Below are 12,638 nucleotides of genomic sequence, written 5' to 3' on the forward strand. Positions count from 1 at the left end.
GCTGGCGCATCCACAGGAGGAACATCGACATGAGCGGCAATGCGATCGCCCGGGCGTGGCGTCGGCTGGCGCCCCTGCCGGCCGGGCGCTGGCTGTTTTCGCGGCTGGTGTGCTTCAAGGCGCCGTACTTCGCCTCGGTAAAGCCATGTTTTGCGGTGCTTGAGCCGGGGCGGGCCGAGGTCACGCTGCGCAAGCGGCGCGCGGTGCTCAACCACCTGGGCACGGTGCACGCCATCGCCATGTGCAATATCGCCGAGCTGGCGGCGGGCACCATGACCGACGTGTCGCTGCCGGCCACCCATCGCTGGATTCCCAAGGGGATGCGGGTGGAGTACCTGAAGAAGGCGGAAACCGACCTGCGCGCCATCGCCACCGGCACGGTGCCGCGCGACTGGGGCGACGGCGGCGCCTGGCCGGTGGAGGTGGCGATCGTCGACCGGGCGGGCGCCGTGGTGATGCGCGCCACCATTGATATGTGGATCAGCCGGCGCAAGGCCGGCTGAGGGCGCCACGGCGGCGTCGACGCGCGCGGGGGCGGGGGTCGCGGGGCTCAGTGGGTCAGGCGGGTGGCCAGCTCGTCCACTTTCTCCGCCCAGTCGGCGTCGGCCGAGAGGGCTTCGCGCAGGAAGGCGGCCTGCGCCGGCGTCCAGAACGGCGCCTCGGGCAGGCGCTGGCCGTCCGCCAGTGCGTGCGCGGCGAGGAAGGCGTCGATCTCCGCGCCGTTACTGGGCAGGCCCAGTTGCTGGAACAGGGTGGTGAGGGTGTGCGGGGTGGTATCCATGGCAAGGGCTCCGTGGTGGGACAGTTCCACCGTAGAGCAAGCGCCGTGCCCGGAAGCCGGCGCGGCTACCCGGGGCCGCGCAGCGGTGTTTGCTGTGCTTGCTCCCGCCGGCTGTCCCGTGTCAGACGATTCTCACGACAGGTCGCGATGCTGCCTGATAACTGACCTTGCATCCGCTGGATATTCTGCCGTCATGCCCAAGCCGGATGGCCGGCGACGACAGGGGCGTCAGCTAAATAGGGGAATCACCATGCAATATGGCAGCCGTAACTTTTCCGCGATGCGTGCACTGGCCGCCGCCCACCATCTGGCCCGCGCCCATCTGTGCATCCAGTGCGCCAAGCTGTTGCGCAACCCGCATGCCAACGAACCGCACCTCGGCCTGAGCGTGGCGCGCCCCAAGCACCACGAGGCGGGCCTGGAATTCCGCCACTTCCATTGCAGCGAATGCGAGCAGGAGTGGACTCAACGCCTGGACCTGGCCGCCGGCAACAGCCATTGGACGATGAAGGCCTCGCTGAACGCGCCCGGTGTTTCCCGGCAGGACGACGGCTTGTATGTAGGTCATCGCCGTTTCTGAATCCGGGCCCATGAAAGCCTTTTCTTTCTTGTTCGGTAATGAATGCAAGTGACTGATTTGGCTTTGCTTGCCGCCCGATAACCAAAAGTGTTCGCCTGTCGGGCAAACGCCGCCAACTTTCTCCTGACGCTTGTATTTCGACCCCCTCGGGGCCAGTCTCGGACACGGCCATGCACGGGCATGGCCGATAACGATCCGAAGACAAGGACGAGGAGAGTTCGAATGAAGATGCTGGACAAGAAACAGGCCGGCGCGCGCAGCTGCGCCCGGCTGATTTCCGCCATGCTGCTCTCGGTGGGCGCCTACGCCATCCCGATGAGCGTGCAGGCCGCCTGCGCCGCGTGGGCCGAGGGCACCACCTATACCGCCGGCACGGTGGTGAGCTATGCGGGCAGCAGCTATACCGCGCTGGTCACCCATACCGCCTACGTCGGCACCAACTGGAACCCGGCCGCGACGCCGACGCTGTGGCAGGCTGGCGGCAATTGCGGCACCACCCCGACGCCCACGCCGACCACGCCCACGCCGACGCCGGTCGTACCCACCCCGACACCCGTGGTGCCGACGCCGACCCCGGTGGTTCCGACCCCGACGCCGCCCGGCACCACCTGCTTTGCCGCCTGGAACAGCGGCACCGCCTACACCGGCGGACAGAAGGTGACCTACAACGGCGTCAACTACGAAGCACGCTGGTGGACCCAGGGCGATAACCCGGCGCAATCCGGCGAATGGGGCCCGTGGAAGAACGTCGGCGCGTGCGGCAACACGCCGACCCCGACCCCCGTCACGCCGACACCGACGCCGGTCACGCCGACTCCGACCGTGACGCCAACCCCGGTCACGCCGACGCCGACGCCGGTTACCCCGGGCAGCCGGATGTACGTGGGTTATTCCAGCACCTGGAACACCAGCCTGTACGACCTGACCACCAGTAACATCCCGAGCTACTTCACCCACGTGAACCTGGCCTTCGTCCGCCCGGACACCAAGTACACCCGTGGCTCGTACGCCTTCGACCAGGAAATCGCCGGCTTCGAGTTCGTGGAAGGCGCCGCCACCCCGAACGGCCAGAAGAAGTTCACCGCGCAGCAATCGCAGGATCTGCGCAACAACATCGCGGCCCTGAAGGCGCGCGGCACCAAGGTCTTCATCTCGGTGGGCGGCTGGTCTTACAGCCAGGGCAGCCAGTGGAGCCAGTTCAATGCGCCGCACATCGTCGATCTGGCGCTGGACCTGGGCGCGGCCGGTGTGGACATCGACTGGGAATCGTCGGGCAGCAGTTGCAACAAGGGCGACGCGGCAACCTTCAGCTGCTCCAAGGACAGCGAAATCGCCAACATCATCAGCAGCCTGTACAACGAAATCCAGACCCGCAACGCCGGGTTGAAGATCTCGATCGCCGGCTGGTCCACGGGCGCGTACTACGTCAAGGGCACGCCGTTCGAGGAAGGCAAGGTGCAATGGGGCTCGCCGTTCGGCGGCACCATGTACAGCGTGGTGAAGAACCACGGCAACAAGATCGACTTCATCAACCTGATGTCGTACGACGGCGGCGAGTACTACGATCCGCGCGAAGGCTACGAAGCCTACAAGGCGATCTACAGCAAGCCGATCAACATGGGCATGGAGATCGCTCCGGAAGGTTCGGGCGGCGCGGTGCTCAAGCTGAACGACGGCGGCGTGCAGTACGACGCCGACATGCTCACCGGCTTGAACAACATCGCCACGCCGTACTACAACGTGCAGACCCTGGTGAAGTACATCAAGAACAAGGGCCGCAGCTTCGACGGCTTCATGATCTGGCAGATCTGGAAGCAGCGCGTGCACCAGCCGGCTCCGGCGGGCGCCGCCACCGAGAACAGCGCTGGCCAGTTCGTCTGCCAGAACCTGCCGCTGACGGGCAATTGCAGCGACGTGATCCCGGTGCTGCCCAAGCTGTAAACGGCTGGCGAAGTATCGGACGGATCGGCCTGGCCTTCACGGCGGGCCGGTTCCCGCAACGGGTGGACTTCGGTCCACCCGTTTTTCGTCTGGGATCAGCCGAAGCGGTAGTGCTTGCTCAGGGGCTCGAGCACTTCCCAGGTGCAATCGAGCCCGGCGGGAAAGCGCGCCAGATCGCCGGCCTCCAGCGTCACCGATTTGCCGTCGGCCGCGGTCACGCGCACTCGTCCGGCGATCAACCAGCAGGTTTCGGTTTCGTCATAGTGCCAGGGAAAGCGCGAGACTTCCTTGCTCCAGACGGGCCATTGCGCTACGCCCAGTTCGCGCTGGCGGGCGTCGTCGATGTGTCTTTCGATGTGGATCATGCGGTACTCCGAATGCGGTGGAAGAGGCGGCCGATGGGGACCGGGGCCGCGTGCCTGGCAGGTTAGGGCGCTTTGCCGCCCGGTATCTGGATATTTCTCATGAAATATTGCCGCCCCGGATGCGCCCTGGCGGTCGATGAGCGGCGCGCTGGGACATTGGCAAGCGCGGCGTGTTTCATCATAATGAGAACGCTTATCAGTGATGGAGCAATTCGATGTACGTTTGCGTGTGCAACAGTGTTTCCGACAAGGCGGTGCGCAAGGCCGTCGCCAACGGCGCGCGCAATTTCATCGAGTTGCAGCAGGCTACCGGCGTGGGCACCTGTTGCGGCAAGTGCGTCGGCTGCGCCCGCGAGGTGATGCTCGACGCCATCGAGGAAGAAGCGCGTCGCGGCTGGGACGAAATGGATGGGCTGGTCGCGGCCTGATCCCACCGGATAAGAAAAAAGGGGCGCAGCGGCGCCCCTTGGAGCGACTGACAAAACCCCTTCTGGCTGCGTCGCGCTCACTTGCCGTACGCCTTGTACTGTCTGCGTTTTGCGCTTCTTGCCAGAACCGCTGCGCTGGGTTTTGTCAGCCGCTCCTATTACTGCCTGCGCCGCTCAGTCGGCGCCTTCGACCTGCGATTGCAGGTAGTTCTCCAGGCCCACGGCGTTCAACAGGCCCAACTGCTGCTCCAGCCAATGCGCGTGATCCTGCTCGGTGTCGTCCAGCAGATCCAGCAGCATGCGGCGCGTCACGTAATCCTGCACGCTTTCGGCCAGGGCGATGGCTTCCTTGAGCGCCTGCGCCACCTCGTACTCGGTGTCCAGGTCGTTCTTCAGCATCGCCGGCACATCGGCGCCGATGCGCAGCGCGGTGCGCGCCGCCACGTTGGGCGTGCCGCCCAGGAACAGGATGCGCGCGATCAGGCGGGTGGCGTGGCCGATCTCGTCGCCGCGCTCGTGGTCGATCCGCGCATACAGCCGTTGGTAGCCCCAGTTGTGGTACATCTGGCTGTGCACGAAATACTGGTCGATCGAGGTGAGTTCCGCCGCCAGCAGTTCGTTCAGCTTGGCGATGACTTGCGGGTTGCCTTGCATGCGATGCTCCTCAATCTTCGATCTGCGATTGCAGATAATTGGCCAGGCCCAGCGCCACCAGTTGCTCGCGCTGGGTTTCCAGCCAGTCGATGTATTCCTCTTCGTCTTCCAGCAGCTCTTCGAGCAGGTCGCGGCTGACGAAGTCGTGCGCCTTTTCACAGGTGACGACGGCGCTGCGCAGCGTCTGCACGTGGCCTTCCACCAGCTTGAGGTCGCAGTCGATCATCTCCGGCACGTCCTCGCCGATCAGCAGCTTGCCCAGCTGTTGCAGGTTGGGCAGCCCCTCCAGGAACAGGATGCGGTTGATCAGCTTGTCCGCGCGTTTCATCGCGTCGATCGACTCGTGGTACACGCGCTCGTTCAGGCGCTTGTAGCCCCAGTTCTTGTTCATCCGCGCGTGGAGGAACAGCTGGTTGATCGCGGTCAGTTCGTTGCCCAGCACGCTGTTGAGCGTCTGGAGCACATTCTTGTCGCCTTGCATCGTGGTTTCTCCTTGCTTTGCCCCCTATTGAAAGGAGGTTGGCTTCAGCCAATAACCAATAGTTTATGCCCTGATTTGGTCAAAGACCATTCAATTGACTTTCGCCGAATTGTTATCGTTTTTAATTCTGATAACTATTTTCATTTAAAATGATGACAAGGCGACGTAGCGGCCTGCGCATGATACGCTCGCGGCCGCGCCAGCCCGCGAGCATATTGGCTTGGCGCGACGGTGCGACCGTGGTGCCGTGACTTTCTCCATTTGTCTTTTGCCAGCAGGGATATCCAGATGTCCGTACCGCAATCCGACCAGATCGAATTGATGCGCCGATTGGCCCAGGCCAGCGGCGAAGTCATCCGCCGCTATTACCGCAGCGAACTGGCGATCGACGACAAGGCCGACGCCAGCCCGGTCACCCGGGCCGACCGCGAGGCCGAACAGGCGATGCGCGCGCTGATCCAGGCGGTGCGGCCGCAGGACGGCATCATCGGCGAGGAATACGGCAGCGAGAACGAACACGCCGAATGGGTGTGGGTGCTCGACCCGGTCGACGGCACCAAGTCGTTCACCGTCGGCCGGCCGCTGTTCGTCACCTTGATCGGCCTGCTGCACCGCGGCGTGCCGGTGCTGGGCGCCATCCACCAGCCGATCACCGGCGATTTCTGGCTGGGCGGCGACGAACTGCCCACCACGCTGAACGGTGCTCCGGTGCACGCCAATGCCATCGCCGACCTGGCCCAGGCGCGCCTCGGCACCACCGGCCCGGAATACCTGAGCAGCGGCCGCACGGCCTTCGACGCGCTGGCGGCGCGCTGCCGCTACCCGATCTACGGCGGCGACGGTTTCCTCTACGCGCAGGTGGCGAGTGGCTGGCTGGAACTGGTGATCGAGGAAGGGCTGAAGCTGCACGACTTCGCCGCGCTGGCGCCTGTGGTCAACGCGGCGGGCGGCCGCATGACCGACTGGCAGGGGCAGGCGCTGACCCAGACCAGTGCCGGCCGGGTGCTGGCCGCCGCCAATCCGGCGCTGCATGCGCTGGCGCTCCCCGCTTTCCAGTCGCTGCCGGTATAATCGGCGGCAATCACGCAGCCCTAGACCACACCATGTTCAAGAACACCACCTACGTTTCGGAATTCACCCAGTTCATGCGCGGCTATCTGGACGAGCACCCCGATGTGGCGCGCGGCCAGGTCGAAGGCCGTTCCCTGCTGTGGGACAAGGCGCCCATCAACCTGGAGGAACGCGAGCGCAACCTGCAATCGCGTATCCAGCAGAAGCCGTACCCGTACCAGCCCGACTGATCGCCTCGCGCGGTAGTCGAAAAAAGCCGGACCATTGGTCCGGCTTTTGTTTTGCCCGTTGTCCCGGAATGACGCGTCATCCGGCGGCATCACGGCGCATGGGGCGTTGTCCCGAGGTGGATGGCGGCGTTTTCTAGTGGCGATAGCGGCTGATGGTGGCGTCCAGTTGCTGGGCCAGTCGCTTGAGCTGGCTCGACAGATCCGCCGCGCTGGAGGCGGACGCGTGGTTTTCCTCGCTGGCCTGGGCGATGCGCTCGACGTTGCGCGCGATCTCCTGGCTGGCGACGCTCTGCTCGTTCACCGCCTGGGCCATGTGGTTGATCCGGCCCACGCTGTCGCGGGCGCGCTGCTCGATGCCGCCCAGCGTGTCGGCCATCTGCTCGGCCTGGCGCACGCCGTCGCCCATCATCCGGCTGGCCTGTTCCATGCCGTTGGCGGCGTTGGTGGTGTCCTGCTGCACCGCCGCGATCTTGGCGGTGATCTCCACCGTGGCCTGCGTGGTGCGCTCGGCCAGCTTGCGCACCTCGTCGGCCACCACGGCGAAGCCTCGGCCCATCTCGCCGGCCCGCGCCGCTTCGATGGCCGCGTTCAGCGCCAGCAGGTTGGTCTGGTCGGCGATCTCCTTGATCACCATGGCGATGCTGCCGATCTCGTGCGAGCGCTGGTTGAGCTGGTCGATCACCCGCGCCGAATCCGAAATGCCCTGGGCCACGTCGTGGATCGAGCGGGCCGTGCGCGAGGCCATCTGCGCGCCTTCGCTGGCGCTGCCGGCGGTCTGCTGCGCTTCGTCGGCCATGCTGCGCGCGTCGTCCGAGATCATGTTCACGCTGACGGTCAGTTGCTCGACGGCCGCGGCGGTGGCGCCCGAAGCCTCTGATTGTGAGCGTGACGCGTCGGTGATCTGCCGCGACGCGTCGGCCAGGGTATCGGCCGCACCCAGCAGCGACTGCGAATTGGTGTTGGCCTCGCCGATCACCCGGTTCATCTCCACCAACAGGTGATTCATGGTGCGCGAGGTCTGGCCGATCTCGTCGTCGGCGTAGACCGGCAGTTCCAGGTGCAGTCGGCCAGTGCGCTTGATCTCGCTGATGGTCTGTTGCAGTTCGGTCAGCGGGCGGCGGATGCTGCGCACGATGGCGAAGGCGAAGCCGGTGCCCACCGCGATGGCAACGGCGATCAGGATCAGCGCCAGATAGGTGACCCAGCCGACCGTGGCGCTGACGGTGCCCTCGATGGCGTTGACCCGCGACAGCGCCTTGGCCGACAGGGCCTCCAGCGCGGCGCTCATCTCGCGGATCGGGCCCTTGGCCTTTTCGAATGCGGCATTGATCTCGCCCGCGCTGGTGTACTGCTGCGCGGCGACTTCCTGCTGCAATGCGCGGAAGCTGGCGCCGTACTCGTTCTGTGCCTTGCGCAACTGTTCGATGTCGGCCAGATCTTCGGGCCGGGCGACCTGCTGCGCCGCGCTCAACGATTCGCTGGCGCTGCTGAACGCGGCCTCCCATTTGCCGCGGTAGTCGGCGAGGTGTTCGGCCGACTGGAAGTTGAGGATGGTGTCCTTCTCGAAACGCCGCAGGTCGCCGACCGCGTTGCGCGTCTGCACGATCTGGGTGTTGAAGGCCAGGTCGCCCTTGAGCAGCCGGTTGATTTCGCGATGCAGGTGCGAGATGCCGAACAGTCCCTGGGCCCCCGTGGTCACCAGCAGGATCAGCAGCAAAGTGAAGCCCAGGGTGATGCGCGTCCCCACGCTGTATCGCAGCAGCATTTCGTGTCCTTGTGATGCATTTCGGTTATTGCTCAATCTAACCGATTTTCCGACAAAGTCGCGTGCTACGATGCGGCTTCCACGCCGGCGCCCGGCGCGTGTCACGTATTCGCATCATGGACCACCTGCAACAACAGACCCCTTACCAATTGCTGGGCGGAGAAGCCGTGCTGCGCCGTCTGGTCGATCGCTTCTACGACATCATGGCCACCGATGCGCGCGCCGCCGGCATCCACGCCATGCATGGCCCGGATACCACCTCTATCCGCCAGCGCTTCTTCGAATTCCTGTCCGGCTGGCTGGGCGGGCCGCAATTGTTCATCGAGAAATACGGGCACCCCCGACTGCGCGCGCGCCACATGTCGTTCGCCATCGGCGAGGCCGAGCGCGATCAATGGCTGCTGTGCATGTTCCAGGCAATGGCCGAGATCCCGATGGAAGCCGCGTTGCGCGAGCACCTGGAGGAAGCGTTCACCCGTACCGCCGATTTCATGCGCAACACCTGACACCGGCGTGCGGGCCCGGGTGGATCGGCTTGGCCGCGAACAGCACGCGGGCAGGCTGCAAGGTGCGTGACTATTGAGCCTGTTGGAACAATCTATTTCCGATTCGTCCTAAACTGGACCACCATTTACTTGGTTCCCACGCTTACGGAGGGTTTTTCGATGGAAATTCATACCGGCATTTCTGAAAAGCAACGAGGCGATATCGCCCAGGGCCTGTCCCGACTGCTGGCGGACACCTACACGCTTTACCTGCAAACCCATAATTTTCACTGGAACGTCACCGGCCCGATGTTCAATACGCTGCACCTGATGTTCGAGCAGCAATACAACGAGCTGGCGCTGGCGGTGGATTCGATCGCGGAACGCATCCGCGCGTTGGGCTTCCCGGCACCGGGCACCTATGGCCAGTTCGTCAAGCTGTCCAGCTTCAAGGAAGTGGAAGGCGTGCCCAATGCCCAGGAGATGATCAAGATCCTGGTCACCGGCCAGGAAACCGTGGTCCGCACCGCGCGCGGCCTGTTCCCCATCGCCGACGAAGTCAATGACGAAGCCACCGCCGACCTGTTGACCCAGCGCCTGCAAGTGCACGAAAAGACCGCGTGGATGCTGCGCAGCCTGCTGGAAGAATGAGCCTGCGTACCATGCAATGAAAAGGCGGCCCCTGGGCCGCCTTTTTCGTTTCCGGCGAGTCGTTCACACGCTGCCGGGATAACCGAGCTGGCGCCACGCCTCGAACACCGTCACCGCGACCGCGTTCGAAAGATTGAGGCTGCGCTGGCCGGGTCGCATCGGCAGGCGGATGCGTGCTTCGGGCGCGAAGCGGTCCAGCATGTCCTGCGGCAGGCCGCGCGTTTCGGGGCCGAACACGAATACGTCCTCGTCGGCGAACGCCACGCTGTCCACCCGCGCACTGCTGCGGGTGGTCATGGCGAAGCAGCGGCGCTCGCCCAGCACGGCGCGCGCGGCGTCCCAATCCTCGTGCACCTGTAGCGTGGCGTATTCGTGGTAATCCAGCCCGGCGCGGCGCAGCCGGGCGTCGTCCAGTTCGAAGCCCAGCGGCTTGACCAGGTGCAGCGCGCAGCCGGTGTTGGCGGCCAGGCGGATCACGTTGCCGGTATTGGGGGGAATCTCGGGCTGGAACAGGACGATATGGAACATGGCGCGACGCACGATGGGTGGGGCAGGGCGCGATTGTACAGGCTGCGCGCGCCGTTGCCGTCCGCGGATGCCCGGGTCCGGGCTTGCTGATAGAATCCGTACAGAAACGCTTACCGGATCATTGCATGAACACCGCCACGCTCCTGATCAGTTGCCCGGACCGCAAAGGGTTGTCCGCGGCAATCGCCAACTTCCTCTTCACCTACAACGCCAACATCGTCCATTCCGATCAGCATCAGGATCTCAGCGAGAACCTGTTCCTGATGCGCGTGGAATGGGACCTCACCGACTTCACGCTGGACATGGGCGCGTTCTCCGCGGCGTTCCAGCCGATCGCCGACCGTTTCCAGATGCAATGGAAGGTGGCGCTGTCGGCCCGCCGTCCCAGGATGGCGATCTTCGTCTCGAAGTACGACCATTGCCTGGTCGACCTGCTGCATCGCCACCAGAGCGGCGAGCTGCATTGCGAGATTCCGCTGATCATCTCCAACCATGACGATTGCCGTCCGCTGGCCGATTTCTACGGCATCCCGTTCCACGTGATCCCGGTGCCGCGCGATGGCAAGGCCGAAGCCGAGGCCGCGCAACGCCGGCTGTTGCAGGAACACGGCGTCGACCTGATCGTGCTGGCGCGCTACATGCAGGTGCTGTCGCACGAATTCACCGCCGCCTACCCGCAGCGCGTCATCAACATCCACCACAGCTTCCTGCCGGCGTTCGATGGCGCCAAGCCTTACCACCGCGCCTTCGCGCGCGGGGTCAAGCTGATCGGCGCCACCAGCCATTACGTCACCGAAGTGCTGGACGACGGCCCCATCATCGAACAGGACGTGATCCGCATTTCGCACCGCGACGATGTCGAAGAGCTGATCCGCAAGGGCCGCGATCTGGAAAAGATGGTGCTGGCCCGCGCCGTGAAATGGCATCTGGAACACCGGGTGCTGGTGTACGCCAACAAGACCGTGATCTTCGCCTGATGCATCGCCAGCGGCCGTCGTTCCACCGCCGGAGCCCGCGCGCATGACCGCGTTCCGCTATCGCGCGGTGCGGGCCGACGGCGCCGCCGCGCAGGGCCTGATCGAGGCCGACACCCCGCGCGCCGCGCGCCAGCAGTTGCGCGAGCAGGGGCTGTGGGTCAGCGAGATCGAATCGGTCGGCGGCGGCGCCAGGCGTCGCGGCGAGCGGCGGCTGGGCACGCAGCGGCTGTCGCTGATGACGCGCCAGCTCGCCACCCTGCTCGACGCGGGCCTGCCGCTGGAACAGGCGCTGGCCGTGTTGGTGGAGCAAAGCGACGGCGAGCGCGAAAAGCGCCTGGCCGCCAGCCTGCGCAGCGAGATCCTCGGTGGCGCCTCGTTGTCGCAGGCGCTGACGCGGCACCAGCAGGCTTTTCCCGAGCTGTACCGCACCATCGTCGCAGCGGGCGAGGAATCGGGCCGCGCCGCCGGGGTGATGCAGCGCTTGGCCGACTACCTGGAAGCGCGCGCCGCGCTGGCCGCCAAGGTCGGTCTTGCCTTCATCTACCCGATGGTGGTGATGGTGGTGTCGTTGCTGGTGGTGATCGGTCTGCTGACCTGGGTGGTGCCGCAGATGGTCACCGTGTTCCAGAGCGCCAAGCAGGAACTGCCGTTCCTGACCAAGGCGCTGCTGTGGGCCAGCGCCGTGCTGCGCGAGTGGGGCCTGGTGTTGCTGATCCTGGGCATCGCCGGTGGCATTGGCGCGTGGCGCGCGCTGAAGATCGAATCGGTGAAGTGGGCCTTTCATGCATGGCGTTTGCGGCTGCCGTTGTTCGGGCGCTTCGAGCGGGCCGGCAACACCGCCCGCCTGGCCTCCACGCTGGCGATCCTGGTCGGCAGTGGCGTACCGTTGCTCAAGGCGCTGCAGGCCGCCGGCGGCGTGATGGGCAGCCTGCCGTTGCGCGATGCTGTCAGCACCGCCGCCTCGCAGGTACGTGAAGGCGTCACACTCTCGCGGGCGCTGGCGCAGAGTAAATTGTTTCCGCCGGTGCTGATCCATCTGATCGCCAGCGGCGAGGCCACCGGCCGCCTGGAATACATGCTGGAAAAGGCCGCCGCGCAGCAGGCGCAGGAACTGGAAAACCGCGTCGCCACCTTTACCGGCCTGCTGGGCCCGTTCATGGTGCTGGCGATGGGCGTGGTGGTGCTGCTGATCGTGCTGGCCATCCTGCTGCCCGTCTTCGAAATGAACCAACTGGTGAGATAAACCGATGTCCCAAGCATCCCGTCGTCCCGCGCTGGCTCGCGGCTTCACGCTGATCGAAATCCTGGTCGTCATTACCATCCTGGCCATCCTCGGCGCGCTGGTGGTGCCCAAGATCATGGACCGCCCCAACGAGGCGCGGGTGGTGGCGGCGCAGCAGGATATCCGCACCCTCATCCAGGCGCTCAAGCTCTACAAGCTCGACAACGGCCGCTATCCGTCCACCGAGCAGGGCCTGCGCGCACTGATCGAAAAGCCCAGCGCCGCGCCGGTGCCCAACAACTGGAAGAACGGCGGCTACCTGGAAAAGCTGCCGAAGGACCCGTGGGGCGGCGATTATCTCTACCTCAATCCCGGCTTGAAGGGTGAGATCGACGTGATGAGCTATGGCGCCGATGGTCAGCAGGGCGGCGAGGGTTTCGACGCCGACATCGGCTCGTGGCAGCTTTGATCGCCTGACC

The 12,638-nt window shown here is 65.1% G+C and carries 17 protein-coding genes; 11 read left to right on the forward strand and 6 right to left on the reverse strand.

The genetic code is table 11. The features are described from left to right. Positions 1–29 precede the first annotated feature (29 nt). Positions 30–503, forward strand: a complete 474-nt coding sequence (locus C556_RS0110490) for a hotdog fold domain-containing protein (RefSeq protein ID WP_018748208.1) — start codon at positions 30–32, stop codon at positions 501–503. A gap of 47 nt (positions 504–550) precedes the next feature. On the opposite strand, the gene C556_RS0110495 is transcribed toward C556_RS0110490, so the two are convergent. Further along, entirely contained in the window at positions 551–781 is a 231-nt protein-coding gene (locus tag C556_RS0110495; protein WP_018748209.1) for a DUF2789 domain-containing protein, read from the reverse strand. Positions 782–1,031: 250 nt separating this feature from the next. Between C556_RS0110495 and C556_RS0110500 the strand changes: the two genes are divergently transcribed. Together C556_RS0110500 and C556_RS0110505 are read left to right on the forward strand one after the other, a co-directional pair. Beyond that, positions 1,032–1,361 carry a hypothetical protein gene (locus C556_RS0110500; RefSeq protein ID WP_169338614.1) on the forward strand — a complete coding sequence of 110 codons (330 nt, stop codon included), beginning with the start codon at positions 1,032–1,034 and terminating at the stop codon, positions 1,359–1,361. 222 nt (positions 1,362–1,583) lie between these two features. After that, positions 1,584–3,302, forward strand: a complete 1,719-nt coding sequence (locus C556_RS0110505; protein ID WP_018748211.1) for a carbohydrate-binding protein — start codon at positions 1,584–1,586, stop codon at positions 3,300–3,302. Positions 3,303–3,397: 95 nt separating this feature from the next. Here C556_RS0110505 and C556_RS0110510 read toward each other — a convergent pair whose 3' ends face one another. After that, positions 3,398–3,667 (reverse strand): cupin domain-containing protein, encoded by a 270-nt coding sequence (locus C556_RS0110510; protein WP_018748212.1) that lies wholly within the window; start codon positions 3,665–3,667, stop codon positions 3,398–3,400. 215 nt (positions 3,668–3,882) lie between these two features. On the opposite strand from C556_RS0110510, the gene C556_RS0110515 reads away from it, so the two are divergent. After that, positions 3,883–4,095, forward strand: a complete 213-nt coding sequence (locus C556_RS0110515) for a (2Fe-2S)-binding protein (RefSeq protein ID WP_018748213.1) — start codon at positions 3,883–3,885, stop codon at positions 4,093–4,095. A gap of 174 nt (positions 4,096–4,269) precedes the next feature. On the opposite strand, the gene bfr (C556_RS0110520) is transcribed toward C556_RS0110515, so the two are convergent. Both bfr (C556_RS0110520) and bfr (C556_RS0110525) read right to left on the reverse strand, forming a co-directional pair. Then, the gene (gene bfr, locus C556_RS0110520; RefSeq protein ID WP_018748214.1) at positions 4,270–4,749 is read right to left on the reverse strand and encodes a bacterioferritin; all 480 of its coding nucleotides are present in this window, start codon (positions 4,747–4,749) and stop codon (positions 4,270–4,272) included. 10 nt (positions 4,750–4,759) lie between these two features. Beyond that, complete coding sequence (gene bfr / locus C556_RS0110525; RefSeq protein ID WP_018748215.1) at positions 4,760–5,230, reverse strand: bacterioferritin; 471 nt, start codon at positions 5,228–5,230, stop codon at positions 4,760–4,762. A gap of 288 nt (positions 5,231–5,518) precedes the next feature. Here bfr (C556_RS0110525) and C556_RS0110530 point away from each other — a divergent pair, with 288 nt between their 5' ends. Both C556_RS0110530 and C556_RS0110535 read left to right on the forward strand, forming a co-directional pair. Continuing rightward, complete coding sequence (locus tag C556_RS0110530) at positions 5,519–6,301, forward strand: inositol monophosphatase family protein (RefSeq protein WP_018748216.1); 783 nt, start codon at positions 5,519–5,521, stop codon at positions 6,299–6,301. 32 nt (positions 6,302–6,333) lie between these two features. Then, on the forward strand, positions 6,334–6,531 hold the full coding sequence (locus C556_RS0110535; RefSeq protein WP_018748217.1) for a DUF3460 family protein: 198 nt from the start codon (positions 6,334–6,336) through the stop codon (positions 6,529–6,531). A 133-nt stretch (positions 6,532–6,664) separates the two neighbouring features. Here C556_RS0110535 and C556_RS21670 read toward each other — a convergent pair whose 3' ends face one another. Continuing rightward, positions 6,665–8,296, reverse strand: a complete 1,632-nt coding sequence (locus C556_RS21670) for a methyl-accepting chemotaxis protein (protein WP_018748218.1) — start codon at positions 8,294–8,296, stop codon at positions 6,665–6,667. A gap of 98 nt (positions 8,297–8,394) precedes the next feature. Between C556_RS21670 and C556_RS0110545 the strand changes: the two genes are divergently transcribed. After that, a complete protein-coding gene (locus C556_RS0110545) occupies positions 8,395–8,802 on the forward strand; it encodes a group II truncated hemoglobin (protein ID WP_245559235.1) in 408 nt (135 codons plus the stop codon). Between the two features lie 159 nt (positions 8,803–8,961). Beyond that, positions 8,962–9,432 carry a Dps family protein gene (locus C556_RS0110550; RefSeq protein ID WP_018748220.1) on the forward strand — a complete coding sequence of 157 codons (471 nt, stop codon included), beginning with the start codon at positions 8,962–8,964 and terminating at the stop codon, positions 9,430–9,432. A 63-nt stretch (positions 9,433–9,495) separates the two neighbouring features. On the opposite strand, the gene C556_RS0110555 is transcribed toward C556_RS0110550, so the two are convergent. Then, positions 9,496–9,960, reverse strand: coding sequence for a tRNA (cytidine(34)-2'-O)-methyltransferase (locus C556_RS0110555; RefSeq protein WP_018748221.1), 465 nt, complete (start codon positions 9,958–9,960; stop codon positions 9,496–9,498). A 125-nt stretch (positions 9,961–10,085) separates the two neighbouring features. Between C556_RS0110555 and purU the strand changes: the two genes are divergently transcribed. From purU to gspG, 3 genes are read left to right on the forward strand one after another with little or no spacing between them, the layout of a single operon-like run. Next, positions 10,086–10,937 carry a formyltetrahydrofolate deformylase gene (purU, locus tag C556_RS0110560; protein WP_018748222.1) on the forward strand — a complete coding sequence of 284 codons (852 nt, stop codon included), beginning with the start codon at positions 10,086–10,088 and terminating at the stop codon, positions 10,935–10,937. A 43-nt stretch (positions 10,938–10,980) separates the two neighbouring features. Further along, the gene (gspF, locus tag C556_RS0110565; RefSeq protein WP_018748223.1) at positions 10,981–12,180 is read left to right on the forward strand and encodes a type II secretion system inner membrane protein GspF; all 1,200 of its coding nucleotides are present in this window, start codon (positions 10,981–10,983) and stop codon (positions 12,178–12,180) included. A gap of 4 nt (positions 12,181–12,184) precedes the next feature. Next, the gene (gene gspG / locus C556_RS0110570) at positions 12,185–12,628 is read left to right on the forward strand and encodes a type II secretion system major pseudopilin GspG (RefSeq protein ID WP_018748224.1); all 444 of its coding nucleotides are present in this window, start codon (positions 12,185–12,187) and stop codon (positions 12,626–12,628) included. Positions 12,629–12,638 lie beyond the last annotated feature (10 nt).

This window comes from Chitiniphilus shinanonensis DSM 23277 (assembly GCF_000374805.1).
GTDB classification, from domain to species: Bacteria; Pseudomonadota; Gammaproteobacteria; order Burkholderiales; family Chitinibacteraceae; genus Chitiniphilus; species Chitiniphilus shinanonensis.